We start from the raw sequence: 24,019 nt of genomic DNA, 5'->3' as shown, positions 1-24,019 counted from the left end.
GCATCGCTCGTCGCATCGAAATGCATTGGACGGCATCGACCGAAATGAGGCAAAGTACTTCCTAAGCAGTCTTGGATAGAAAGCGATACGAGCGCAACCATCCCCCGGAGCAGGCTATGTCCACTGAATCAACCACGTACCGAGTCGGCGCCGCGACGATCACGCGCGTGACGGAGCAAACGTTCGGCATCGATGCGGCCCGCCTCTTTCCCGATCTGGACCCCACCGTTTGGCAGGCAAACGCGTCATGGCTCTTGCCCGAGCATGCCGATGCGGCGCTCGCCTCGGCGCAATTGAGCGTCCATACGTGGGTCGTTCGGTTGGAAGGTCGAGTCATTCTCGTGGATACGGCTTGCGGCAACGGCAAGGATCGTCCGTTCGGCGCGATCTTTCACCAGCTCGATACGCCGTATCTCGCGCGCTTGGCCGCCGCCGGCGTGGAGCCCGAGGACGTGGACCTCGTGCTGATCACCCATTTGCACGTGGATCACGTGGGGTGGAACACGCGCCTCGTCGACGGCGAATGGGTGCCGACGTTTCCGAATGCCCGATATGTTTTCGCGGCGGCGGAGCGCGCGTATTACGACACGCCGGCCGCGGCCAATCGCATGATGGTGTTCGAAGACAGCGTGCTGCCCGTGATTCGGGCTGGCCTCGCCGACGAGATCGGCGACGACGGCGGAGTCTATCTCCCCGGCATTCGCTTCATGCCGACACCGGGTCACTGCGTGGGACACATGTCGATCGAGATCGCCTCGGAGGGCGAACGCGCGCTGTTTTGGGGTGACGTCGTGCATCATCCGATTCAAGTGCTCAAGCCCGATTGGAGTTCGTCGTTCTGCGCCGATCGGGCCCAGGCGTCGGCCTCGCGCCGCCGCATCTTCGAGTACGCGGCCGATCACGAAGCACAGGTCTTCACGTCGCACTTCGCCGGGTCGTCGGCCGGACGCATCGCACGCGACGAGCACGGCGGCTTCGTTTGGCGGTTCGCGTAAAAGTATGATCGAACTGCGCCATTTGCGGTACTTCATCGCCGTGGCCGAGTCGGGCAGCTTTCGCTTGGCGGCGGAGCGCATCAACATCACGCAGCCCGCGATTACAAGGCAGATTCACGACTTGGAGTCGATCCTAGGCGCGACGCTGCTCAAACGCCTGGCACGCGGCGTCGAGCTGACGCCGGCCGGCGAGGTGTACCTGCACGAAGCGCGCAAGGCAATAGCGGCCGTACATGCCGCATCGAGCGCCGTCAAACGTTTCGCGAGCGGCGAATCGGGCACGCTGCGCCTCGGCGTCAACGACAACGCGAGTTGGGACGGTCCGGTGCCCGATGCCCTACGGTCGCTCCAACGAAGCTATCCGCAACTGGCGATCCAAGTGTCGTCCTTGAACACGCCGCAACAGTACGAAGCGTTGACCTCGGGCTCGCTCGATGCCGGCTTCGTCTACGCATTCGGTCCAACGCCGCCCGGTATCCGCACGTTCGTGCTCGCCAAGCACGAGGTCGTGCTCGCCGTGCCCAACGACTGGCCCCTTGCGAAGCACCGTTCGGTTTCCCTCGAAGCACTGCGCGACGTGCCGATCATCTGCTTTCCCCGGCACGTCTATCCCGCGTATTACGACACGTTGATCGCCGCGTGCCGCGATGCCGGCCTGACGTTGCGTGTCACGCAGGAAGAAGCGACCGAATCGGCCATCCTTTCGCTCGTCTCAGCCGGTATCGGCGCCGCGCTCGTCAATTCGGCGAACTGCTCGCGCGCGCCCGTGCGCGTGAAGTTCGTCGCGCTAAAGTCGTTTCCGGTGCGATTGCCGCTTTCGTTCGCCTATAAGGAGACCAACGACAACCCGGCCCTCGCGCGTCTGATCGATGTGCTGAAATCGAACGGCGCCCGGCCCAAGCGCACCGATGGCTAACGGCAGCGCACGCCCGGCACGTTTCATCGCGCGCTGAAGCATGGCATCGAGCATGGCGTCTACACTGGTGCCATGACTTGATTGCCGAGGCATCGATGACGCAAACCTTTCCGGCCGATCCCATTCGAGCCGTCACCCATCCCGATCCCTATCCTTACTATGCCGCGCTGCGCAAAGGGCCCGCGCTCGTCCGCGACGAAGGCTTGAAGCTTTGGATCGCCGCCCGTGCCGATACGGTTAGAACCGTACTCGACGATGTCCGGTTGACCGTGCGTCCCGCCGGCGAGCCGGTCCCGCACGCCATTGCCGGCGCGCCGGCCGGCGCAATCTTTGCGCGGCTGGCTCGCATGAACGAAGGGGACGCGCATCGAGCCGCTCGCGGCGCCCTCGTCAAAGGGCTCGGCGGCGTCAGTATCGACGGGGTCTTTCAAGCAGCAAGGCGCGAGGCGACGGCCCTTATCGAGCGCGCCGAGCCAGGTCACGACGCGCCGCTCGACGCGCTGGCGTTCGCCCTTCCCGTAAGCATCGTCGCCGAACTGGTCGGCTTGCCGCCCGACGACGCGTTGGAGGCGACCGTACGACAATTCGTAGCGTGCTTGTCTCCGCGATCGCCGCCCGAGGCCCTCGATCGCGCGCATAATGCCGCGTCGGCGCTGCAAGCGAAGCTGCACGCACTGACGCCAGCCGGCGCGAGCGCATCGCCGTTGCTTGAACGGATCGTGTCGGGCGGGCTCCAAGCGAGCGGCGAGCCGCCTAACGCATTGGTGGCCAACCTGCTTGGTTTGTTCTCGCAAACGTTCGAAGCCACCGCGGGCCTCATCGGCAACACCATCGTCACGCTCGCGAGACACGCGGAGTTCACCGCGCGGTTGCGCGAATCGCCGTCCGATATCCATGCGTTCGTGCGCGAAGTGGCGCGCTTCGAGCCGGCTGTGCACAACACGCGCCGTTTCGCGAAGGAGCAGGTTTGCATCGAGGGCACGACGCTGCAACCCGGCGACGCGGTGCTCGTCGTACTAGCCGCGGCCAGCCGAGACGAGGCATGGTTCGACACGCCGGAGCGCTTCGTGCTCGATCGTCCCGAGCATCCGTTACCGGGCTTCGGCGCGGGCCGCCACGCCTGCCCGGGCGAAGCGATCGCGCGGGCCATCGTTTGCGGCGTGGCGATCGCGCTCGTGCAGAGCGGCTTCGACTTCGCCAATCCCAACCTGCGCTGGACCTATCAGCCCTCGGCCAACGGCCGCATACCCGTCTTCAACTCCATCGGGAGCCACGCCTCATGATCGCCGTCATCTTCGAAGTCATCCCCAACCCGGGTCATCGCGACGAGTACCTCGATATCGCGGCGAGCCTGAAGCCGCTGCTTACCGATATTCCGGGCTTTATTTCGATCGAGCGTTTTCAAAGCCTCAGCGATCCGAATAAGTTGCTCTCGCTCTCGTTTTGGCAGGACGAGCAAGCGGTCGCGCAATGGCGCAACGTCGAAGCACATCGTCATGCGCAAGCGCAAGGACGCGCGAGCGTTTTCGCGGACTACCGGCTGCGCATCGCGGGCGTCGTGCGCGACTATGGAATGAAGGAGCGCGAGCAGGCGCCGGCCGATAGCAGGCAAGCGCATGACAACTCAAGCCGTTGAAACGCGGCCCGGCCCCTTGTTGATGTCTGCCAGCGCCTCGATCGCGGCAAAATCGAATGCGTCGAGGCAATGGCGCAGCTCCGCGAGAAAAGCCGCGTAGGCAGGGCCGGCTTCGCTCATGCTATCGATCCACCGCTCGATATCGGTCATGCGTCCGTCTTTCGCCAGCGCGGCCAAGGTCAGGCGATCGACCGCGGGCGGCGCATCGATATCGCGCGACGTCGCGCGCCGCCGGGGCGCCGGCCCCGCCATCAATGACGAATAAGGCACGCGTTCGGTGGCATACGCATCGGCGAGCGGTACGACGATCTCGAACGAAAACGAAGTGCCTTCGCCCGGCGTGCTCGATACGCGCAGCGCGCCGCCCATCTCGGCGACGATGCGCTGGGCGATGAACAGCCCGAGCCCCGTCGTGCCGTTGACCGCTTCCATTCGCGTAAGCGCCGAGAACAGATCGGTTTTCGCGTCGATCTCCATGCCGATGCCGGTATCGGCGACTTCGAAACCGATCAGCCACTGCCCATCCCGGGCGCGCGAGCGCACCGTCATCATGACCGTGCCATCGCGTGTGAATTTCGAAGCGTTCGACAGCAAATTGAGGAGCACCTGCTGCAATCGGCGCCCGTCGAGTTTGACCCAACGCGGCAGCGAGCTAAGCGCCTGGTAAAAGAACCGGTTGTTCAACTGCCCGCACAAGGCAATCGAATACTCCGCGATGTCGTTCAGCAGCGCGGGCAAATCGGTGTCCGCCGGCGCGATATCCAATGGCCGCAACTCGGTCTTCGCATAGCCGACCAATTCGTCGATGAGGCCCAACTGATAGTTCACGCTGCGCTCGATCGCGAGAATCAACGAACTCTGGCGCGGATCGGCCTCTGCCAGCAACATCTTGGCGTAACTCGCGATGGTCGCGAGCGGCGCGCGCAGATCGTGACTGACGTAACCGAGCGTTTCGATCTTTTGGCGATTCTTTTCCTGTGCGTCGGCCAGTGCCTCGTTCAGCGCCAACGTGCGCTGCGCCACCTCATCGCGCAACCGCTCCTGCTCGCTCGCCTGCCATTGCATGAGTTCGTCCCGCGCGGCCTGACGTTGCCGGCCGACATGGGCGATCCATGCGGCGAGCACCACCAAGTGCGTCGCTAGGCCGGTCACAGCAACGATCGGATTCGGATGGATGTCCGAATTGAGCCATGCGAGGTCTTGCCCGAACAAGCCGAGCGATTCCGCGAGATGCAAGCCGAAATTGAAAATACCGAAACTGACAGTGACGAGCATCAGCCGCGCGGTAGGCGTACGCCGGCGCGACAGCACCGCCGCGATGCCCACCTCGGTGATGCCGAGCACCGCGTTGACGGCGAGTACGGCTTGATCGAAATAATAAAGGCTTCCCAATGCGGAGCCCGCGATGCAGACGACTTCCAATATCGCGAACCCAAGCAATATCCGCCGCGCCGGAAGCGCCGTTTTTTCGCCGCGCGCGATGCTCAGGATAAAAACGAGGAACAGCAAGATAGCCGTGCATCCGAATATCGGCACGCTGCGCGCGTTCCAATCCACCGCATTAGGCCATAGATAGAGTTTTGTGAAGCCGCGGATTGCGGCTTCATACAACGCGGTGCACACGCACAACCCCGCAAGGGCGAGAAACGCGCGGCTGCGAGAGAAATACGCGATCAGCAACGCACTCCACGCAAGCGCCATGATGCCGCCGATGAGAGCGCCGCCCCACAACGTCTCACGCCGATCCAATGCGTCGAATTCGGCCGGCGAATAGAGCTGAGGCAGCAAGGCGAGCGGCCCCTCACCCGCTTCCCGAATCAAGATGCCGGCCTGCTCGCCCGGACCGAGCGTGAATCGCAATGTCGGATAACGCGCCTGGAACGCGCCGTCAAGGCGCGCGCGTTCCCAACGTCCGCCACGCTCCAAATAAAACACGACGTCCTCGAGCCGCGGCTCGCGCAACGCTAGAACGAGCGATTGCTGCCCGCCGTCGTTACGGATGACGGCGCGCAGCCACCACACCGATCGCGAGAAGCCGGGTTTGCTCCCGTCTTCCACCGCGACAAATCCGCCCGGTTTGCCCGCCGGCAACGCGATGACGTCATCGAGCCGCATCCGCGCCGAGACATCTTCGAATACCTGCACTTGCGTGAGCTTCGGGGTCGCCGGCTCCCGCACGGCCGACGGCGATACGGCGGCGAATGCGCCCGCCGTCGCACCGCACAGCAATAAAAAGAGCAGTCGAAGCCATACGATCGCGCGCATGGCGGCCTCACGTCGGATCAAGGCACGGCTCCTCGCTCGGCGGGAAGTCCTGTGCACGCCGCTCCTCGCGATAGGTCGAGGGCGTCACGCCGAACCGCTCGCGAAATGCGGTGGCAAAATTGGCCGCGCTCGAAAAACCGATCTCCTCGGCGATATTGGCGACGCTCAACGCGGTGGTGGTCAACAACCGCTGGGCAATCGCCAGTCGTTCGCCGCGCAGATATTCGAAGACCGTCTGGCCCAACTCTTCACGGAAGGCCCGCGACAATCGCTTCTCGTTGGTCCCGACCAATCGGGCCAATTGTTCCACCGTCGGTGGCGCACTCAAGCGTTCGGAGAGGTGCCGGATGGCCGCGCGCACGATGGCGCTGTTGCCGGGCGTCTCGGCCACGGCCGCAGGCGGCGGCTCATGCCGATGCCGGCCTGCCCGGGCGATGTGGACACGCACTCGCGCCAGCACCTCCGCGGGCTCGAACGGCTTCGCGATGTAATCGACGCCGCCGATGTCGAGCCCCTCCAGCCGTTCGTCCAAGCTGTCCGCCGCCGTCAAGAAAATGATCGGAATCGCCCTCGTCTCCGGCGTTTCCGCCAATAGGCGGCAAGCCGCAAAACCATCCATGCGCGGCATGCGCACGTCCATCAAGATCAGATCCGGCGAAATCGCCAACGCGCGCTGATAGGCCTGAGATCCATCGAAAGCGACGCTAATCCGGCATCCGGCACTGCGCAGAATGTCGATTAAAAGGCGCAGTTGGTCGGGTTGATCGTCGGCGACCAGAATATGCGCATCGCTCAGAACGGAACGACTGTTCAACATGTGGGATATTCGCAAGTCGGATGCGACATTTTGCCAGCTAATCCGAAGATTAACGAAAAAATACGCGTTTTCCCGATTGACTGTTGCTTTCCCATCGTCTATTCGCGTGCGAGCGCGTCCTAGTCAGTCACTGAAGCGGCTCCGCCGGCGGGACTAACGTCGTTTAGGGAGGGACTCATCTTTTTCCCTCCAGCAAACGGATTCGCCGCTCCATCAAAACCGGCTTCACTTCCCGCGTTGCGACAATAAGGCCAGACGTCGATAAAGTCATCGATCCGATCGACCGAGCGATCGGCGAGCTTTATTCATCGGGCAGACGTCGCGTCCCCCACGGTATTTGGCGGGTCACGCATAGCATATCCGAGAAGAGTAAGTGATGAGCGCAATCCGCCATCGGCCGGCACAGGCCGAGGTATCGGCTGCAACGGCTCACGCGGGACGTGAGCCGTCAGGGGCACCGCGGGTAGAGACCAACCTTGACCCATCGCATCGGCGTCGCGCACCGTCTTGGGCCACCATCGCGGCGGTTATTTTGCTGCCGATGGCGCAAGCGCAAGCCGACAGTCTCGTCTTGGGCAACCGCGCCCCGAACGCCATCGCAACCATCGGCAGCCCCGTCTCGGCTCTGTCCGCGAGGGCAAACGCGGCGGCCCCGCAGCGCTCGACACAGCTACCCGTGGTAGCCGGCGTAAGGGGATGACCGGCTTGCGCCTTGCGGTTATCCCAAAGCGTGCAATCGATAGCAATAATCGTTAGTTCGTCCCGTACGGTCCGCTCACTACACTGGGCTCGTCTTGTCATAACAAGCCGAGCATGTCCGCCAATCCGCTCCTTCACCTCGCGCCGCAGCCGCTCTACGCACAAATCAAGGACGCCTTGCGTCAGCGAATCGTCGACGGCACCTATGCGCCGCACAGCCAAATGCCGTCCGAGCACGAGCTGTGCGCAACGTTCGGCGTCAGCCGGATTACCGTTCGCCAAGCATTGGGCGACCTGCAAAAGGAAGGGCTCATCTTTCGCTTGCACGGCAAGGGCACGTTCGTTTCAAAACCCAAGGCCGTGCAAAACCTCACGTCGCTGCAAGGTTTCGCCGAAGCGATGGCGAGCTCGGGCTACGAGATCATCAACCAAGTCCGCGCGTTTCGCATCATCAAGGCCGACCGCCATCAAGCGCAGCGCCTACGCGTTGCCGAAGGATCAGAGCTCGTCGAAATTCGCCGGGTACGCCTGCTCAATCGCGAGCCCGTCTCGCTTGAATGCACGTGGATCCCCGAGCCGATCGGCAGGCGGCTCGCGAGCGCCGACCTCGTCACGCGCGACATCTTCCTGATTCTCGAAAACGACTGCGGCATACCGCTCGGCCATGCCGACGTGACCGTCGACGCAATCCTCGCGGACGCGGAGATCGCGGCCGCACTCGGCGTCGAAGCCGGCAGCCCGCTGCTTCGCATCGAACGGCTCACGCACGATGCGGCCGGCCGGCCCATCGATTACGAATTCCTTTATTTCCGCGGCGATGCGTTCCAGTACCGGCTGCGGATCGACCGGGAAACCGCACACGCCCATTCTAGGACCCAGTCATGACCATCGAAGTGCTCGAATACGACATCGTTGTCGTCGGCGGCGGCACGGCCGGCCCAATGGCGGCGATCAAGGCCAAGGAATACGATCCGAGCCTAAAGGTGCTCCTGCTCGAAAAGGCCAACGTCAAACGCAGCGGCGCCATCTCGATGGGCATGGACGGATTGAACAACGCCGTCATTCCGGGGCATGCCACGCCGGAGCAGTACACGCGCGAAATCACGATCGCCAATGACGGCATCGTCGATCAGCGAACGGTTCATGCCTACGCAACCCACAGCTTCAAAACGATCGAACAACTCGATCGCTGGGGCGTGAAATTCGAAAAGGACGGCAACGGCGACTTCGCGGTCAAGAAAGTCCACCACATGGGCGCCTATGTGCTGCCCATGCCCGAAGGCCACGACATCAAGAAGATTTTGTATCGTCAATTGAAGCGGGCGCGTATCGAAATCACCAACCGCTTGGTGGTGACGCGCGTGCTGACCGACGCCCACGGTCACGCGTGCGGCGTGCTCGGGTTCGATTGCCGGACGGCGCAATTTCATGTGGTGCGGGCCAAGGCCGTGATTCTGTCCTGCGGCGCGGCCGGACGCCTTGGACTACCCGCCTCGGGATATCTCATGGGCACGTACGAGAACCCGACCAACGCCGGCGACGGCTACGCGATGGCTTATCACGCCGGCGCAGCGCTCGCGAACCTCGAATGCTTTCAGATCAACCCGCTGATCAAGGACTACAACGGCCCCGCTTGCGCCTACGTGACCGGCCCGCTCGGCGGCTTCACGGCCAATGGCAAAGGGGAGCGGTTCATCGAGTGCGATTACTGGAGCGGTCAGATGATGTGGGAGTTCTATCAAGAACTCCAAGGCGGCAACGGACCGGTGTTCCTCAAGCTCGACCACCTCGCCGAGGAAACGATCCAAACGATCGAGCAGATCTTGCACACCAACGAGCGCCCTAGCCGCGGACGTTTTCATGCGGGCAGAGGCACCGATTATCGCCATCAGATGGTGGAGATGCACATTTCGGAAATCGGCTTGTGCAGCGGTCATAGCGCATCGGGCGTGCGCGTGGATACGAATGCGCGCACGACCGTGGCGGGCCTTTACGCGGCGGGCGACATGGCCGCGGTGCCGCATAACTACATGCTCGGCGCCTTCACATACGGCTGGTTCGCGGGCGAGCATGCGGCGCAGTATGTCGCCGGCCGCGTACATGCACCCGTCGACATGGAGCAGGTGCATGCCGAACAAACGCGCGTGCTGGCGCCGCTCACGCGCGAGCATGGGCTCGCGCCGGCGCAAGTCGAATACAAGCTGCGCCGCTTCGTGAACGATTATCTGCAGCCGCCCAAGGTCACGCGCAAGATGGAGATCGGCCTGCAGCGGTTTGCCGAAATCGCCGAGGACATCGAGGCGATCAAAGCGAACAACGCCCACGAACTGATGCGCGCCGCCGAAGTTCGGGCGATCCGCGATTGCGCCGAGATGGCCGCGCGCGCCTCGCTCTTTCGCACGGAGAGCCGCTGGGGCCTCTACCACCATCGCGTCGATTTTCCAGAGCGCAACGATAGAGACTGGTTCTGTCACACGCATTTGTACAAGGATGCGAGCGGCAACATGGCGAGCGAGAAGCACCCGGTCGAACCGTACATCGTGCCGCTCGCGCGCGAAGAGCGCGGCGCCTACGACGCATTGCGCATTCGCGAACCCGCCCTTGCTCAAACAGTTTGAGCCTTTATCGAAATCGAGGAACGCCCATCCATGTCCTACACGCCGCATGACATCTTCCAGCGCAGCAGCGCGCCGGTGACGATCGACGAATCGCGATGCATTGCCGATAAAGGCTGCACGGTTTGCGTGGACGTATGCCCGCTCGATCTGCTGGCCATCGACTTGACCAAGCGCAAGGCCTACATGCAATTCGACGAGTGCTGGTATTGCATGCCATGCGAGCGGGACTGCCCGACCGGTGCGGTCAAGGTCGACATCCCCTATCTGCTGCGCTGATCGAACAGCGCCGGCTCGCCTTCCACATTGCCTATTCGAATCGACATGAATTTTCGAACTCAAGCTTTTCGCCTGACGATCGCGGCTTTGCTCGGCGTATTCGCGGCCGGCGCGCAAGCCGAGACCATCCGCGTGGCGATCGGTACGCAAGACACGACGATCAATTGTGCGACGGGCGGCTTACTGATCAGAGAGCTGCATCTTCTCGACAAGTATTTGCCTCATACCGGCAAATACAAGGATGTCCAATACGACGTACAGTGGAAAGACTTTACGTCCGGGGCCCCGCTGACGAACGAGATGGTCGCGGGCAAGCTCGATTTCGGGGCGATGGCCGACTTCCCCGGCTCCCTGAACGGCGCGGCGTTCGAAAAGGCCGGCAAACGCAGCGTCTTCATCACCGTGCTCTCCGGCAGCATCGAGGGCAGCGGCAACGGTATCGTCGTGCCCGAGAATTCGCCATTGCATTCGATCGCCGATTTGAAAGGCAAAACGATCTCGGTCCCGTTCGCATCGACCGCGCACGGCATGCTGCTGCGGGCGATCAAGGCGCAGGGCTGGAACCCCGAAACCGACGTCAACATCGTCACGCAAGCGCCCGAGGTGGCGGGCAGTGCGCTGAAGGCCGGCAAGATCGACGCGCATGCCGATTTCGTCCCGTTCGCCGATCTTTTCCCCTACCGGGGCATCGCGCGCAAGATCTACGACGGCGCGCAAAGCCACGCGCCGACGTTCCATGGGGCACTCGTGGATGCGGCCTATGCGCAAAAGTATCCGGAAGTCGTCGTCGCCTATTTGCGCGCCGCGATCGAGGCCAACCGGCTGATGAACGAAGACCCCGAGAAGTACAGTCTATTGATTCAAAAGGTTACCGGCATCGAGGCGCCGGTGAACTATCTGTATCACGGCCCGCTCGGTGTGCAAACGCGCGATCTGACTTGGAAGCCCGAGTATCGGCAAGCGCTTGCAACGGCCATCGATACGCTCAAGTTGTTGAAGAAGAGCGATACCGCACTGACCGCCAATACCTTTATCGACGATCGCTATATCCGCGAGGCCTTCAAAGCCTCGCATCTCGACTACGACGCCGCGCTCAAGAACTACGGGAAGCTTCCCTTGACGGCGAACGACGCCGTGACGGGCAAGCCGATCGGCGATACGGAAGACGTCACTCAGGTTTGGCTCGAAAGCGAGCCGCAAGTTCGCAATTACGCGAATCCGGCCGAGGCCTTTACGGCGCTCGCGGCGCTGCGGCACGCGGGCAAAGCGGTGCGCGTCGTGTATGTCCACGACCATGCGAGCGGTCTCAAGCTGTTTGCCGCGCAGGCTTGGTACGTCCGCGGCAAAAACGGCGCGATCACGGCATTTCTGCTTCGTTCGGACGCCGCCGGATACGCCCAGCGCACCGCCGGCGAAGTCGCCGACTATGCCGCCGTGTCCACTGGCGGCGCCCCTTCGCTCGCCGCGCGCTAACCGAGCGCGGCATTCATTCCGTCAAACAGGAGTCGCGTTCGCATGGGCATCACGTTCGAATTATCCGACCTCCCCGCCGGCAAGACAGCCAAGCTGCGGTCGCACATCGCGCGGCGCGGCCGCGGCGTCCCGTTGCAGAGACGCGCGCTGCAACTCGCTTCGATCGCCCTATGCATCGCCCTTTGGCAACTCGCCGTGCACGCACGGCTTTCGCTCGGCATCGTGACTTTCGCGAATATGCCGGCACCGTCCGACGTGGCGCAAGCGCTCTGGGCACAGTTGCATTCGCCGAAGCTGCCGATGCATCTCGCCGCGAGCCTGTTTCGCGTGTTGGCCGGGTTTTGCGCGGCGGCCGTCGTCGGCGTCACGCTCGGGCTCGCGATCGGTCGTCACCGCCTGCTCGAGGATGCGGTGCTGCCTCCGCTCGAAGTGCTGCGGCCGATCCCTGCCGTCGCATGGATCCCGATCGCGATCCTGATGTTTCCTTCGGCCGAAATGAGCATGGTTTCGATCACGTTCGTCGGCGCGCTCTTCCCCATCTTGCTCAATACCATTCACGGCGTCGAGGCGATCGACCCGCGCTTGGTCGCGACCGCGCGCAGTCTCGGCGCGGGGCCGCTCGCGCTGTACCGGGAAGTCATCGTGCCCGGCGCGGCCCCGGCGCTCTTCACAGGCTTGTCGATCGGCATGGGTACGGCCTGGTTCTGCCTCGTCACGGCCGAGATGATCGCCGGGCAATTCGGGATCGGCTATTTCACTTGGGAATCCTATACCTTGCAAAACTATCCCGACATCGTCGTCGGCATGGCGTTGATCGGCCTGCTGGGGATGGTCAGCAGTTCGATCGTCAAGCGCGTCGGGATTGCCTCGACACCGTGGTATCGCCTGGGCGGAGCGCGGCAATGAACGTGGCCGCCCCCCTCATCGACATGCGGCGCTCGAGCGCCGGGCAGGTCAGCCTGCGCGGCCTCACGGTCGAATTCGGCGGTGCGCAGGCGCGCGCGGCGGCCCTGAGCCAAATCGATCTCGACGTCGGCGCCGGCGAGTTCGTCTGCGTCCTCGGACCCTCCGGTTGCGGCAAATCGACGTTGCTGGGTGCGATCGCCGGTCATATCGCGCCCACCCGCGGACAGGTCGACGTGGACGGCGAGCCCGTCGAGGGTCCGCATCCCGAGCGCGGCTTGGTGTTTCAACAGCACACGTTGTTTCCCTGGAAACGGGTGCTCGATAACGTGGCGTTCGGCCTCAAGATGCAAGGCGTCGGCGCTGCCGCGCGACGCCGGGCCGCACGCGAGCTGCTCGAACTCGTCGGCCTTGGCGCGTATGCGTCGCACTACCCCGCACAGCTATCCGGCGGCATGCAACAACGCGTCGAGATCGCGCGCGTATTGATCAATCGGCCGCGCGTGCTGTTGATGGACGAACCCTTCGGGGCGCTCGACGCCCAAACGCGCCGGCACATGCAGACGCTCCTGCTCGATGTCTGGTCGAAGGTTCGGACGACGGTCGTTTTTGTCACGCACGACATTGAGGAAGCGCTTTTTCTGGGCGAGCGCATCGTCATCCTCGCGCGGCAGCCGGCGGGCATCGTCGACGACATACCCATCCCGCTCGCGCGTCCGCGCACCGAGGAAACCACGCTCGACCCCACGTTTATCGAGTTGAAGCGGCGTTGCCTCGCGAAGCTGCGCGACGCCTCATGAGGCACATCGGCAAATCATGCACGTGCCGCCCTTCACGCCCTTCATCGAGACTCTATGACCGCTTCGCTTCCCATCACCGCCCAACCCGATACCACGGGCGCCGACGCGCGCCTTGACGCCGCCGACGAACACGTACGCCGCGTCGCTCTGCTCGAGCTTGCCGATCAAGGCGAGCCCGACGCCGTACCACGTATCGTCGATCTGCTTTGCCGCGACCCATCCGCGACGGTCCGGCAGGAAGCTGCGCGCGTCCTCGCCGAGTGGGAACAAGACGACGTCGTCGAAGGCTTATGCGCCGCGCTCCTCGATACGCACGAGGCCGTTCGCCGCGCGGCCGCGCAAAGCCTTTCCGAACTGAAGGACCCGCGCTCGGCGCTTACCTTGCTGAAATGGGCCGGCCGGCCCGAACCGTTCGTGCGCGCGAGCGTACTGCGCGGCCTGCGCGAGTTGCGCTGCCCCGAGGCTTTCACCGCCGCCTATCACGCGCTGGACGAGACGACGCCAGCGGTACGGCTCGAGGCAGTCAACGTACTCGGTTGGCTGAAAGACGCACGCGCCCTGCCACCGCTCACGCACCGCGTGACCTTCGATCCCGAGCCCGAGGTGCGGCGCGCCGCGGCGAGCGCCCTGGGTTTTGCATCGAGCGAGGACGATGCCGTCGCGTCCGCGTTGCTCGGAGCCTTGGCCGACGGTGCTTGGCAGGTGCGGGAGCAAGCGGCGGCAACGCTCGGCAAACTCGGCGTCCCGTCCGCGGCCGAGCCGTTGATCGCCGCGCTCGAAGACAGTTACTGGCAGGTGCGGCAAAGCGCGGTCCGTGCGCTTGGGCGGCTGCGGGCGGTGAGCGCCGCCGCGGCCGTCGCTTCGCTGCTGCGGCATCCGATCGGCAACTTGCGCAAGGAAGCCGCGCTTGCACTCGGGGAGATCGGCTCGCCCGATTCGCGCTTGGCGCTGGAGGAAGCTTCGCAAGACGGCGATCCCGAAGTGCGTAAATCGGCCCGCATCGCCCTCGCGCAGATCGAGCAGGCGAAACGATGAACGCACCACCGATCGAAATCAGGCTCGACCCGCAAGCCCACGCGATTACGCTCGTCTGGCCGAACGGCGCCGCGCCGTCGATCGATGCCGGACGGTTGCGCCGGATGTGTCCGTGCGCGGAATGCCGGCGCAAACGCTTATTGCATCAGTCGTTGACGCTAGCCGATGCCGTACGAATCGACGACATCCACCCGATGCCGTACGGCATCCAAATCGCGTTCAGCGACGGGCACGACCGCGGCATCTTTCCGTGGTCCTATCTTGCGGAACTGGCCGGGCAGAGCGCCTGAGCGACACGGGGCCGTCGGCGCGCCAACCCGAAGGGCGCTTGCTCCGTCAAGTTGATACGTTATATCATTGCGCCCGTCCGACGGCCGCTTGAACGGCACGTCGCGTAGTCGCTACAGAGTGATATGTTATATCGTATCACTCTGTGGTTCCGTGACCGCCCGACATGACTTGCCCGCAGTTCAGCCTGCGTGTTCGCGGTCTGCCACGCGCCACCGACCACACTAAACAATGAATCGTCTGATCTTCCCCGCGCAGGTGCTGTTGACCGTACCGATACTCGGTATGCCGGCAATCGGTCACGCTGCCGAACGCGACACCACTCAGGCGGTCGCGGCAGGCAGTGCCGAAGCGAGCGCAACGTCGGGCCGGAACGACACGCTAGACGTCACCGTCCAGGCGAAGCGCCTAAATCAATCGCGCATTGCGTTGTCGCCCGAAGTCGGGAGCAGCGTCTACCGTATCTCCGAAGCGGACATCGATAGCCTGCCGAGAGGATCCGACACGCCGCTCAATCAAGTGTTGCTGCAAGCACCAGGCGTCGCGAACGATTCCTACGGGCAATTGCACGTCCGTGGGGAACACGCGAATCTGCAATACCGTATCGACGGCATTGTGATTCCAGAGCCGATCAGCGGGTTCGGACAATCGTTCGATACGCGCATCGTCGACCAAGTGAATCTGCTGACGGGCGCGTTGCCGGCTCAGTACGGCTATCGCACCGCGGGTATCGTCGACATTCGCACCAAGTCCGGCGACATCGGCAACGGCGGGACGATCGACGTTTTCGGCGGAAGCCACCAGTCGCTCCAAACGGGCGCCGATGTGTTCGGCACGACCGGCCGCCTGAGCTATTACTTCTCCGGCACACTCGGCGAAAACAACCTCGGCGTCGAGGCTCCGACTGCGAACGGCAACCCGCTGCACGATCACACGAGGCAGGGGAACTCATTCGGCTATCTGTCGTACCTGCTCAATCCGCTCACACGCGTGGCCGTGATGTTCGGCGCGGCGAGCAACCGGTTTCAGATCCCCAATACACCGGGTCTGTCCGGAGCGTTCACCCTGAACGGCAGTTCGTCATTCGATTCCGCCAACCTAAACGAGACGCAAGCCGAACTGACGAATTTCGCTGCCATCTCCCTGCAAGGCACCAATGGCGCCGCCCTTGACTACCAGGTCGCCTTTTTTACCCGGTACACGAGAACGCAGTTCTATCCCGACCCCACGGGGGACTTGATCTTTAATGGCGTCGCCTCGAACGACTTTCACAGCAATCGAGCCAACGGCATTCAAGCCGACACCACATACCGGCTGACCGATAAGCACACACTACGCGCCGGCCTCATGGTGCAAGCCGAGCACGCGACGTTTCACAACAGCGTGACCGTGTTCCCGGCCGATGGCTCGGGCAACCAGCTCTCGGACGTCCCCTTTACGATCGACGATTCGAGCGGCAAAACGGGCTATCTGTATAGCTTGTACGCGCAGGACGAATGGAAACTCACGAACAACGTGACCGTGAACTACGGGCTGCGTTTCGATCGCATGGACGAGTACGTTCAAGCGGGACAAGTCAGCCCGCGTATCGGCATCGTGTATCGGCCCGCGGATGCGACGACGATTCACGCGGGCTATGCCCGCTACTTCACGCCGCCGCCGTTCGAGCTGGTTTCAGACTCGACCATCGGCCTATTCAACGGCACGACCAATCAAAGCGCCACGGCGCAAAACGACCGCGTCAAGCCGGAGCGCAGCCACTACTTCGATATCGGCATCTCTCAGCGCATCACATCGGATTTGACGCTCGGCCTCGATGCTTACTATAAGCGCTCATCGGATCTGCTCGACGAGGGGCAGTTCGGTACGGCACTGATCTACTCGCCGTTCAACTACGCCATCGGACGAACCTACGGACTCGAGTTCACGGCCAGCTACAAGCATGAGAACGCATCGGCCTATTTGAACGTGGCCTATAGCCGCGCACAAGGCAAGAATATCGAATCGGCGCAATTCAACTTCAGTCCCGACGAGCTGGCCTATATCGCGAATCATTGGGTGTACCTCGATCACGACCAGCGCATCACCGCATCGTTCGGCGGCGCGTATTCGATCGGGCGCACCACGCTCACGGCCGACGCCATCGTCGGCAGTGGACTGCGCAGCGGGTTCGCCAATACCGATCGGCTGCCCTGGTACGCAGAGGTCGACGTGGGCGTCGTCCAGCACTTGAACGAACCGTATATCGGGAAGGTCGATGCCCGCCTCGTCCTGGTCAATACGTTCGGCAGGGTCTACGAGTTGCGGGACGGGTCGGGAATCGGCGTCGGCGCCCCGCAGTACGGGCCGCGTCGAGCAGTCTACGCGGGTATCACGAAATACTTTTAAACGAGCGACCAGGGGAATATGCGCTATGAACGCATGGGCAGGTTTCATCGATGCAGTCCGGCTCGGAGGCTGGGTCGTTTATCCGCTCTCGGCATTGGCCGTGGCGGCGCTGGCAATCGCGATCGACCGAACCTACGTCTTGTGGCGCTTTGCCCGTTTATCCGCCGTGGCCAAGGCCGCGCTGAAAAACGGCGAGGCAGCGCCTCGAGATCTCATCGAGGCATTGCCGGCAAAGCATGCATACGCGCACATCGCGCGGCCGCTGTTGGCATCGCATGCGCCGTTGTGGCACATCGAGGCCAGTATCGAAGCCGCCGCTTCCGGTACCGAACGTGAGATGAACCAAGGGTTGTGGCTGCTGGAAACGATCGTCACGGCGGCGCCGCTCCTGGGGCTGCTCGGCACGATCGTCGGCATGATGCGCTCGTTCCGACTGATCGGCGCCGACGGTCTCGTCGATCCCACCGGCGTCTCGGGCGGCGTCGCGCAGGCGCTGATTGCGACGGCGATCGGCCTCGTGATCGCGTTGGCCGCGCTGTTTGCTTTCAATTACTTTTCTCGCCGCGTCGATCGCTTGATGGACGAACTCGAAGCATTCGCCAACGCAGCGCTAGCGCAACTGCGTTTGGTGCGCGAGCAACGCGATGCGGAGGTAGCCGCATGAAATTTCGGAGGGCGCGCAAGTCCAACCGAGGGCGCATCGAGATCATTCCGATGATCGACGTCATGTTCTTTTTGTTGGCGACCTTCATGCTCGCATCGCTGTCGATGCAGCGAATCGACGGTGTTCCGCTCGACCTACCCCAAGGGCGGGCGCGGCAAATGCCGAACGATCGGCCGGTCACGCTGTCGATCGACCGAGCGAATGCCGTGTATATCGACCGGCAACGAGTCACGCTCGATCAGGTCGCATCCGTCGTCTCTCGCCTGTTGCCGCCCGATCATGGAGTCATGATGGCGGCCGACGCACAGGCCTCGCACGGGGTGGTGGTGCAGGCCATGCTCGCGGCGCGCAAAGGCGGCGCCGAGCATTTTTTCGTCGCCGTGCACCGTGAGTAATCGGCCGTCGCGTGTCCTCCAAAGCACAAACGGGCGGCTCATGCGGCGGCTGATCTCAGTGACGCTCGCAGCCGCGCTGTGGCTTTTGTCGCTGTCCTATCTCGGCAAACTGATCTCATCGAAAGACAGGTCGCCGCCGCCCATCGAGATGCAGTTGGTCGAACTGCCTCCGACGCTTTCGGCTGCATCCGCTCAGATCGCATCCCCGTCGCAGCCGTCGCATCCGCGTGTCCTTACGCAGCCGCAACCGATGACCGCGCCCACCCATCCGCGGCATGCGAGAGGCGGCTCGACGTCTTTGCCGCTCCGACCCGCTGTCGCCTCGCACGAGATCCCGCCCACGGCGCGGCGGGACGAGCAGCCCGCACCGGAGCACCTCGCCGAATCCGCAGGTGCGGCCGTCGCGCGAAATAACCCGTTGAATGAGCCGCACAGCCATCCAGCGTCTTCCGGCAACGCGCACGCCGAAGCCTCCACGCAAGCCGCTCAGTTACTGTCGCAACCTTTGCCCACGCTGCCGGACGATTTGCGAGAACAAGCGTATCAAGCCGTTGCATTGGCGCGCTTCGTCATCCACGCCGACGCAACGTTCGACGTCGAACTCATCAAACCAACGTCCTATCCGCGCTTGAATGCGATATTGCTCGACGCGTTGCGCAAATGGCGTTTTACCCCGGCGACAGAAAACGGCCACCCGGTTCAGAGCCAACGACAAGTCCGCGTGCACTTCGACGTGCAGTAATCCCCCGCCGGCACGCTTCGCGACCGGCGGTTAGAATCTCGCTGGGCCGCACATCGACGATCGCGATAGGCGCTGCAACGATCCAAGTCGGGTCGCGCATCGCCCCACTCTAAAGGACAAGGCATGGACGCTCTCTCCGCTTTCCCCATCACACGCAAATGGCCGGCACAGCATCCCGACCGGATCCAGCTCTATTCGCTGCCCACGCCCAATGGCGTCAAGGTGTCGATCATGCTCGAGGAAACCGGACTCGCCTATGAACCGCATCTCGTCCGTTTCGATACGAACGATCAGATGTCGCCGGAATTTCGCTCGTTGAATCCGAACAATAAAATCCCGGCGATCATCGACCCGAACGGCCCCGGCGGCAAACCGCTCGCCCTGTTCGAATCGGGTGCCATTCTGATTTACCTGGCCGACAAAAGCGGCAAATTCATTGCCGCGGACGAAGCGGGCCGCTACGAAACCATTCAGTGGCTGATGTTCCAAATGGGCGGCATCGGCCCGATGTTCGGCCAGGTGGGGTTCTTCAATAAGTTCGCCGGCAAGGACTACGAAGACAAACGCCCTCGCGATCGCTACGTCGCCGAAGCGCGGCGACTGCTCGGCGTATTGAATGATCGCCTGCGCGAGCGGCAGTGGATCATGGGCGAGCAGTATTCGATCGCCGACATCGCCACGTTCCCGTGGGTGCGCAATTTGATCGGCTTCTATGAGGCCGGGGAGCTCGTCGGCTTCGCCGACTTCCCCCATGTACAGCGGGCGCTCGACGTCTTTCTCGCTCGACCCGCCGTGGTGCGCGGGCTCGACATCCCGAGCCGCAACTGACCGAGGTAGCGAAGCGTTAGCAGGCGGCGAGCGCCATGCGCTCGGAGCGCCGCCTGCTTTAATTCATGCTCACTGCGCCGGCGCGGCCTTGAGCTCCGCTTCTCTCTTCTCTTGCGCGTGCTTCTTCGCCAGATGATGTCCGACGATGCATCCGCCTACCGCCCCGGCAACCGCATGATGCCCCGCGTAGTGACCTGCCACGCCCCCGACGACAGCGCCTTTGATGCAGCCGGCGGCGTGCGCGGTGCCCGTTGCCGTCAACGCGAGCAGCGCGGACAACAGAAAAACCTTCTTACTGATCGATTTCATCGTGCCTCCTCTATGTTCGGCCGCGCAAACATTGGGGCACGAAATGCGAATTCAAGCTAGTAGAAACGATGCCAATCGGCGTCGATGCACACACTGAACCGAGCCGCGACCAGAAAGCGGGATTCCGCGATTTGTCTAACGCTTTGCACGTTAGACCGCAAACGGCTTGACGACGACCAATACGGCGATCGCGATCGCACTGACGACGATCACGGCCGGAAAATGCCGAGTGAAACCGGGCACCGCGCGCGCACTCCCTGTGGTGGCTCGCCTAAGCATCGCCGACATCATCCCGTGGAGCGCTGACAGGACGAGTACGAAGAACAGCTTGATCATGAGCCAAGGCGCGCTGAACCATCCTCCGGTCCAAGCCAGCGCGATGCCGAGTCCCCACACGAGCCACAACGCCGGCGAAGCCACATACCGATCCCAATTGCGCGCCGCTTCGATGAACCCGGCATGTTCTTGCCCCTGCCCGTTAGCCGCGCCTCGTTGCTTGGACAAAATGGCGACCGCGAGCGCCATCGGAGTCAACCCGGCCAGCAGTGCTAAAACCGCAGCGACGTGCAACGCTTTGAGCCAAAGATAAAGCATGGTGGGTGTCCTTTTTCCGGCTTATGTCCGGCCGTATTCGCGCGCCGGGATGGTTGGGATCGTTCGGTGCGACGTCCGAGCTTCGACGCGCGTCGCGATGATGCATGAAAATCGAGTATTTCGCCGAGCCGACACCGGCTTTCATGTGCGAAAGCGCCACGGCCACGGCCTTCAGCGCGGCTGAAAAGCGATCAACGCCATCCCGAACAGGGCAAGCGCGACGCCGGCGCAGTCCCACCGCGTCGGCGCGATGCCTTCGACCCACCAAAGCCACACGAGCGCGACCGACACATAGACGCCGCCATAAGCCGCATAGACACGCCCGGCCGCCGCCGGGTGCAGCGATAAAAGCCAGGCGAACAGCGCGAGACAAAGTGCCGCAGGCAACAGGAGCCACGCGCTTTTGCCTTCCTTGAGCCATAGATACGGTAGATAACACCCGGCGATTTCGGCGATAGCCGTGGCGACGTACAGGAATAATGTCTTCATGCAAGGGGCAAGGAGCAAGGAGCAGGAACCCGAGGATGCTAACCCAGACCGTCCCTCCGTCGGCCGAAACCGGGTCCAGACCTCGCCAGGACGGCCTTCGCAGCCACTTTGCGAAGAAAACAGTCTGTCAATAGAGCACCGGTCTCAATCGATGAAAACGATTTTAGTCACCCAATTCGCTCGCATACTGTCAGAATTAGTAGTATTGCTTTCGGTTTCATCAGCATTAGGAGCTGCGATGTCCACCCCCGCCGTCAAGCTGACCCGCCCCATGGTTCATGGCGAAGCACTCTGGTTTGCCGCCTACGAATTCGGATGGGGGTACAAGGCATTCAAACTGCCCGCCGATGTTGCCCAGCGCGAACTCGGTGCGCTCGATTCCAGCGAGCGTCAGCTTACGCTCGCGTTCGAACTCGGCCGGCAGCGCATCGCCGGCGCTGTTGCGCCGATGAATACCGAGAATGCGGGGCAACGCATTTCGCTCAAGACCGGCGACCTCAGCGCGTAATCGTTCGTACTCGACATAAGCGGATGCAGCGGCGCGAAGTTCAACGCACCGCATTGAGCTTGCGCCACAAAGTCGTCTTACTGATTCCCAACGTCCGGCACGTTTCGTCGCGATCTCCATTGCAAGCCGCGAGCGCTGCGCGAATCTGATCGGCCTCGACGCGACGGCTGCGCTCGCGCAGCGTCTTCGCGGCCTTGGCGCTGTCTCGCACGTCCCCCGCGCCGACGAACAGTTCCGGCGCAATGGTGCGCATCGTCTCGACGTCGAGCGGCGCAATACTCCCGTTCGCGGTCTCGACATCGGCAAGCTCGACGGCAATCCGTTCGATGACGTTTTGCAACTCGCGCACATTGCCGGGCCACGCATAGCGGCACAACGCCTCTCGTACGCCCGAGAGCACGTGCGAGCGGCACAACGCCTCTCGTACGCCCGAGAGCACGTGCGAGAGCGCCTCGTCACGGCGAACGCGCGCCGCGAGGCGAGGCTCGCGGCGCGCGGCCTGCGACAACAGCGCCTCGGCGAGCGGCATCATGTCGTCGGTCCGCTCGCGCAGCGGCGGCAATGCCACACTCAAGATATTCAAGCGGTAATAGAGGTCCGCGCGAAACGACCCGCCCGCGATGCGCTCGGTCAGCGCGCCGTGCGTCGCGGCGATCACACGAATATCCACGCGCGTCGGCTCGGTCGAACCGAGCCGCACGACCTCGCGCTCCTGCAGCACGCGCAATAAGCGGCTTTGCAGCGGCAGCGGCATTTCGCCGATCTCGTCGAGAAACAGCGTGCCGCGGTGCGCCGCCTCGATCAGCCCGGCTTTGCCGCCTTTACGCGCCCCCGTAAAGGCCCCCTCCTCGTACCCGAACAACTCGCTTTCGAGCAGCGCCTCGGGAAAGGCGCCGCAGTTGATGGCGACGAAGGGAAACTCGCGCCGCGCGCTGAGCCGGTGGATGCTTTGCGCGACCATTTCCTTGCCGGTACCGCTCTCGCCGAGCACGAGCACTGTGGCGTCCGATTTCGCGTAACGCTTCACAAGCGTCTTCACGCGCTGCATCGACGCGCTTTCGCCGATCAAATCGTCGAGCCGGTAGCGGGCCGAGAATTGATGCGTGAGTTGCTTCGATCGCAACGTGCGGTCCAGCCGCTCGACCGCGCGCGACTCCTGGAACGTCAGGACCACGCCGTCTTCGCCGCCATCGCCCACGAGCGGCCCGCGATGCACGAGATAACTGACGCCGCGAATCGAGGCGAGCACGTCGCCGTCGGTATCGGGCAACGCGCGCGATAGATCCGGCGCAATCTCCGCAAGCGCTCGGCCGACCGCGCGCGCAGCGTCGATATCGAGCGCTTGCGCGAGCCGGCGATTGATCGCCTCGACGCGACCGTTCGCATCGAGCGCGACCACGCCGTCCCGCAGATGCTGGAGCAAATTGTCGATATGCAGACGACGTTTGACTTCGACGCGGGTGGCTTCCGCCAATTCCAGCGCCGTCTCGAAGCCGCGCCGTATCGAGGCATGCGAATAGAGGAACACCGCATCGATGCCCGCCGCGGCCGCCAAATCGGCGATGAGCCCCGGCCCGACGATCGCCCCCACGCCGCGCTCGCGCAGCGCATGCACGCAAACCTCGGCGTCTTCGGCCGAGCGATACGACGCGAACACGACATCGAGCCCGTACGCCGTCACGAAATCGCGCACTTCCTGCGGCGTCTCGCCGGGCGTAACGAGCGCAACCTGCCGCTCGCCTTGACGCCGGGCACGCGCGAGCGACTGCATGACGTCGAAGCCGGTCGGCGCGATCTGGACGACGGGCACGACGAGCCGCGTCTTGAGGTATGCCGCGTTCGAACCGCCCGCGAGAATGACATCGGGACGCCGCGCGCCCGCCGATTCCACTTCGCGCACAGCATCGTCGTAGGCGCGCGAAATGACACGGAGGTCGGCGCGCGTATCGTATTCGCCCGCGATCTCGAACAGCAGATCGCGCAATCGGCTGATACCGAAAGCCCAGATCCGCGGATGCGGCGACACCTCGAATGAATGATCGGAAGGTAGACGGCTCACTGAGCACACTCCGTCGTTGGAACCGCGCAGGCGCGCATCGTCGCATTATGCGACGCTCATTTCCATAATGAAACAGGCGATTTCATTTTAGAAACGTAGCGAGTGCAGCATACCGAGCGGCTCTTATAGAAATCAAAGACTTAGGGCGCCATTCACATCCTGGTCCGCCCCTTGCTTAAACGGAGCACCTTTCTTGGAGCAAACGTGGAAACAGGTCATCAGCAACCCCTGCGTGCCGGCGCGGCGTTCCGCGCGGCCGTCGCGAACGAAAAACCGCTGCAAGTCGTCGGCGCGATCACAGCCTACGCGGCCAAGATGGCGC

Annotated in this window: 24 protein-coding genes and 1 pseudogene; 19 read left to right on the top strand and 6 right to left on the bottom strand. The window is 63.1% G+C overall.

The genetic code is table 11. The annotated features are described in order from the left end of the window. Positions 1-116: 116 nt before the first annotated feature. The 4 genes from DXT59_RS06940 to DXT59_RS06925 all read left to right on the top strand — a co-directional run bounded on the left by DXT59_RS06940 (position 117) and on the right by DXT59_RS06925 (position 3,547). Positions 117-995, top strand: coding sequence for an MBL fold metallo-hydrolase (locus DXT59_RS06940; RefSeq protein ID WP_116136184.1), 879 nt, complete (start codon positions 117-119; stop codon positions 993-995). A gap of 4 nt (positions 996-999) precedes the next feature. Further along, the gene (locus tag DXT59_RS06935) at positions 1,000-1,911 is read left to right on the top strand and encodes a LysR family transcriptional regulator (protein ID WP_338065152.1); all 912 of its coding nucleotides are present in this window, start codon (positions 1,000-1,002) and stop codon (positions 1,909-1,911) included. Between the two features lie 95 nt (positions 1,912-2,006). Continuing rightward, positions 2,007-3,194: a cytochrome P450 gene (locus tag DXT59_RS06930; RefSeq protein ID WP_162877976.1), complete on the top strand. Its 1,188-nt coding sequence runs from the start codon at positions 2,007-2,009 to the stop codon at positions 3,192-3,194. After that, entirely contained in the window at positions 3,191-3,547 is a 357-nt protein-coding gene (locus tag DXT59_RS06925) for an antibiotic biosynthesis monooxygenase family protein (RefSeq protein WP_116136182.1), read from the top strand. The genes DXT59_RS06930 and DXT59_RS06925 overlap by 4 nt, the downstream gene beginning before the upstream one ends. Here the strand turns inward: DXT59_RS06925 and DXT59_RS06920 are convergent. After that, positions 3,536-5,833, bottom strand: coding sequence for a sensor histidine kinase (locus tag DXT59_RS06920; protein ID WP_275895765.1), 2,298 nt, complete (start codon positions 5,831-5,833; stop codon positions 3,536-3,538). The two genes, DXT59_RS06925 and DXT59_RS06920, sit on opposite strands and share 12 nt — an antisense overlap. Beyond that, positions 5,820-6,629 (bottom strand): response regulator transcription factor, encoded by an 810-nt coding sequence (locus DXT59_RS06915; protein WP_116136180.1) that lies wholly within the window; start codon positions 6,627-6,629, stop codon positions 5,820-5,822. Before DXT59_RS06915 ends, DXT59_RS06920 begins: the two co-directional genes overlap by 14 nt. Positions 6,630-7,442: 813 nt before the next feature. On the opposite strand from DXT59_RS06915, the gene DXT59_RS06910 reads away from it, so the two are divergent. The 13 genes from DXT59_RS06910 (at position 7,443) to DXT59_RS06850 (ending at position 19,738) form a co-directional block, all read left to right on the top strand. Further along, a complete protein-coding gene (locus DXT59_RS06910; RefSeq protein WP_116136179.1) occupies positions 7,443-8,213 on the top strand; it encodes a GntR family transcriptional regulator in 771 nt (256 codons plus the stop codon). After that, positions 8,210-9,946, top strand: a complete 1,737-nt coding sequence (locus tag DXT59_RS06905; RefSeq protein ID WP_116136178.1) for a fumarate reductase/succinate dehydrogenase flavoprotein subunit — start codon at positions 8,210-8,212, stop codon at positions 9,944-9,946. Before DXT59_RS06910 ends, DXT59_RS06905 begins: the two co-directional genes overlap by 4 nt. Positions 9,947-9,976: 30 nt before the next feature. Beyond that, positions 9,977-10,222 carry a 4Fe-4S dicluster domain-containing protein gene (locus DXT59_RS06900; RefSeq protein ID WP_116136177.1) on the top strand — a complete coding sequence of 82 codons (246 nt, stop codon included), beginning with the start codon at positions 9,977-9,979 and terminating at the stop codon, positions 10,220-10,222. Between the two features lie 45 nt (positions 10,223-10,267). After that, the gene (locus tag DXT59_RS06895) at positions 10,268-11,695 is read left to right on the top strand and encodes an ABC transporter substrate-binding protein (RefSeq protein ID WP_116136176.1); all 1,428 of its coding nucleotides are present in this window, start codon (positions 10,268-10,270) and stop codon (positions 11,693-11,695) included. Between the two features lie 42 nt (positions 11,696-11,737). Then, positions 11,738-12,601 (top strand): ABC transporter permease, encoded by an 864-nt coding sequence (locus tag DXT59_RS06890; RefSeq protein WP_116136175.1) that lies wholly within the window; start codon positions 11,738-11,740, stop codon positions 12,599-12,601. Further along, positions 12,598-13,398, top strand: coding sequence for an ABC transporter ATP-binding protein (locus DXT59_RS06885; protein ID WP_240324426.1), 801 nt, complete (start codon positions 12,598-12,600; stop codon positions 13,396-13,398). Before DXT59_RS06890 ends, DXT59_RS06885 begins: the two co-directional genes overlap by 4 nt. A 54-nt stretch (positions 13,399-13,452) precedes the next feature. After that, on the top strand, positions 13,453-14,433 hold the full coding sequence (locus DXT59_RS06880; RefSeq protein ID WP_116136174.1) for a HEAT repeat domain-containing protein: 981 nt from the start codon (positions 13,453-13,455) through the stop codon (positions 14,431-14,433). Further along, positions 14,430-14,723 carry a DUF971 domain-containing protein gene (locus tag DXT59_RS06875; RefSeq protein ID WP_116136173.1) on the top strand — a complete coding sequence of 98 codons (294 nt, stop codon included), beginning with the start codon at positions 14,430-14,432 and terminating at the stop codon, positions 14,721-14,723. Before DXT59_RS06880 ends, DXT59_RS06875 begins: the two co-directional genes overlap by 4 nt. A 283-nt stretch (positions 14,724-15,006) precedes the next feature. Continuing rightward, positions 15,007-17,109 carry a TonB-dependent receptor gene (locus DXT59_RS06870; RefSeq protein ID WP_420823369.1) on the top strand — a complete coding sequence of 701 codons (2,103 nt, stop codon included), beginning with the start codon at positions 15,007-15,009 and terminating at the stop codon, positions 17,107-17,109. 25 nt (positions 17,110-17,134) lie between these two features. Then, positions 17,135-17,773 carry a MotA/TolQ/ExbB proton channel family protein gene (locus tag DXT59_RS06865; protein ID WP_116136171.1) on the top strand — a complete coding sequence of 213 codons (639 nt, stop codon included), beginning with the start codon at positions 17,135-17,137 and terminating at the stop codon, positions 17,771-17,773. Next, complete coding sequence (locus tag DXT59_RS06860) at positions 17,770-18,168, top strand: ExbD/TolR family protein (protein ID WP_116136170.1); 399 nt, start codon at positions 17,770-17,772, stop codon at positions 18,166-18,168. Before DXT59_RS06865 ends, DXT59_RS06860 begins: the two co-directional genes overlap by 4 nt. 40 nt (positions 18,169-18,208) lie before the next feature. Continuing rightward, entirely contained in the window at positions 18,209-18,910 is a 702-nt protein-coding gene (locus tag DXT59_RS06855; RefSeq protein ID WP_240324425.1) for an energy transducer TonB, read from the top strand. 123 nt (positions 18,911-19,033) lie between these two features. After that, positions 19,034-19,738: a glutathione S-transferase N-terminal domain-containing protein gene (locus DXT59_RS06850; RefSeq protein WP_116136169.1), complete on the top strand. Its 705-nt coding sequence runs from the start codon at positions 19,034-19,036 to the stop codon at positions 19,736-19,738. 69 nt (positions 19,739-19,807) lie between these two features. Here DXT59_RS06850 and DXT59_RS06845 read toward each other — a convergent pair whose 3' ends face one another. The 3 genes from DXT59_RS06845 to DXT59_RS06830 all read right to left on the bottom strand — a co-directional run bounded on the left by DXT59_RS06845 (position 19,808) and on the right by DXT59_RS06830 (position 21,130). After that, positions 19,808-20,047, bottom strand: coding sequence for a hypothetical protein (locus DXT59_RS06845; RefSeq protein WP_116136168.1), 240 nt, complete (start codon positions 20,045-20,047; stop codon positions 19,808-19,810). A gap of 150 nt (positions 20,048-20,197) precedes the next feature. Next, positions 20,198-20,641 (bottom strand): CopD family protein, encoded by a 444-nt coding sequence (locus DXT59_RS06840; protein WP_116136167.1) that lies wholly within the window; start codon positions 20,639-20,641, stop codon positions 20,198-20,200. A 171-nt stretch (positions 20,642-20,812) separates the two neighbouring features. Next, entirely contained in the window at positions 20,813-21,130 is a 318-nt protein-coding gene (locus DXT59_RS06830; protein WP_116136165.1) for a YnfA family protein, read from the bottom strand. 238 nt (positions 21,131-21,368) lie between these two features. On the opposite strand from DXT59_RS06830, the gene DXT59_RS06825 reads away from it, so the two are divergent. Next, positions 21,369-21,638, top strand: coding sequence for a hypothetical protein (locus DXT59_RS06825; protein WP_162877975.1), 270 nt, complete (start codon positions 21,369-21,371; stop codon positions 21,636-21,638). A 40-nt stretch (positions 21,639-21,678) separates the two neighbouring features. Here DXT59_RS06825 and prpR read toward each other — a convergent pair whose 3' ends face one another. Further along, positions 21,679-23,697: a propionate catabolism operon regulatory protein PrpR gene (gene prpR / locus DXT59_RS06820; RefSeq protein WP_205417382.1), complete on the bottom strand. Its 2,019-nt coding sequence runs from the start codon at positions 23,695-23,697 to the stop codon at positions 21,679-21,681. 204 nt (positions 23,698-23,901) lie between these two features. Between prpR and prpB the strand changes: the two are divergent. Next, positions 23,902-24,019 (top strand): annotated as a pseudogene (prpB, locus tag DXT59_RS06815) (methylisocitrate lyase); the annotation flags it as partial.

This window comes from Trinickia diaoshuihuensis (assembly GCF_003390925.1).
Classification (GTDB): Bacteria; Pseudomonadota; Gammaproteobacteria; order Burkholderiales; family Burkholderiaceae; genus Trinickia; species Trinickia diaoshuihuensis.
Note: the sequence above shows the minus strand (reverse complement) of the source record. Positions and strands in the feature narration are given on the sequence as shown.

Coding starts and splice junctions, on each gene's coding strand:
- DXT59_RS06895 (WP_116136176.1), top strand. CDS start 10,268: ATGAATTTTCGAACTCAAGCTTTTCGCCTGACGATCGCGGCTTTGCTC.
- DXT59_RS06925 (WP_116136182.1), top strand. CDS start 3,191: ATGATCGCCGTCATCTTCGAAGTCATCCCCAACCCGGGTCATCGCGAC.
- DXT59_RS06880 (WP_116136174.1), top strand. CDS start 13,453: ATGACCGCTTCGCTTCCCATCACCGCCCAACCCGATACCACGGGCGCC.
- DXT59_RS06830 (WP_116136165.1), bottom strand. CDS start 21,130: ATGAAGACATTATTCCTGTACGTCGCCACGGCTATCGCCGAAATCGCC.
- DXT59_RS06935 (WP_338065152.1), top strand. CDS start 1,000: ATGATCGAACTGCGCCATTTGCGGTACTTCATCGCCGTGGCCGAGTCG.
- DXT59_RS06845 (WP_116136168.1), bottom strand. CDS start 20,047: ATGAAATCGATCAGTAAGAAGGTTTTTCTGTTGTCCGCGCTGCTCGCG.
- DXT59_RS06885 (WP_240324426.1), top strand. CDS start 12,598: ATGAACGTGGCCGCCCCCCTCATCGACATGCGGCGCTCGAGCGCCGGG.
- DXT59_RS06840 (WP_116136167.1), bottom strand. CDS start 20,641: ATGCTTTATCTTTGGCTCAAAGCGTTGCACGTCGCTGCGGTTTTAGCA.
- DXT59_RS06940 (WP_116136184.1), top strand. CDS start 117: ATGTCCACTGAATCAACCACGTACCGAGTCGGCGCCGCGACGATCACG.
- DXT59_RS06825 (WP_162877975.1), top strand. CDS start 21,369: ATGTCCACCCCCGCCGTCAAGCTGACCCGCCCCATGGTTCATGGCGAA.
- DXT59_RS06860 (WP_116136170.1), top strand. CDS start 17,770: ATGAAATTTCGGAGGGCGCGCAAGTCCAACCGAGGGCGCATCGAGATC.
- DXT59_RS06900 (WP_116136177.1), top strand. CDS start 9,977: ATGTCCTACACGCCGCATGACATCTTCCAGCGCAGCAGCGCGCCGGTG.
- DXT59_RS06870 (WP_420823369.1), top strand. CDS start 15,007: ATGCCGGCAATCGGTCACGCTGCCGAACGCGACACCACTCAGGCGGTC.
- DXT59_RS06890 (WP_116136175.1), top strand. CDS start 11,738: ATGGGCATCACGTTCGAATTATCCGACCTCCCCGCCGGCAAGACAGCC.
- DXT59_RS06905 (WP_116136178.1), top strand. CDS start 8,210: ATGACCATCGAAGTGCTCGAATACGACATCGTTGTCGTCGGCGGCGGC.
- DXT59_RS06915 (WP_116136180.1), bottom strand. CDS start 6,629: ATGTTGAACAGTCGTTCCGTTCTGAGCGATGCGCATATTCTGGTCGCC.
- DXT59_RS06930 (WP_162877976.1), top strand. CDS start 2,007: ATGACGCAAACCTTTCCGGCCGATCCCATTCGAGCCGTCACCCATCCC.
- DXT59_RS06855 (WP_240324425.1), top strand. CDS start 18,209: ATGCGGCGGCTGATCTCAGTGACGCTCGCAGCCGCGCTGTGGCTTTTG.
- DXT59_RS06910 (WP_116136179.1), top strand. CDS start 7,443: ATGTCCGCCAATCCGCTCCTTCACCTCGCGCCGCAGCCGCTCTACGCA.
- DXT59_RS06865 (WP_116136171.1), top strand. CDS start 17,135: ATGAACGCATGGGCAGGTTTCATCGATGCAGTCCGGCTCGGAGGCTGG.
- DXT59_RS06850 (WP_116136169.1), top strand. CDS start 19,034: ATGGACGCTCTCTCCGCTTTCCCCATCACACGCAAATGGCCGGCACAG.
- DXT59_RS06875 (WP_116136173.1), top strand. CDS start 14,430: ATGAACGCACCACCGATCGAAATCAGGCTCGACCCGCAAGCCCACGCG.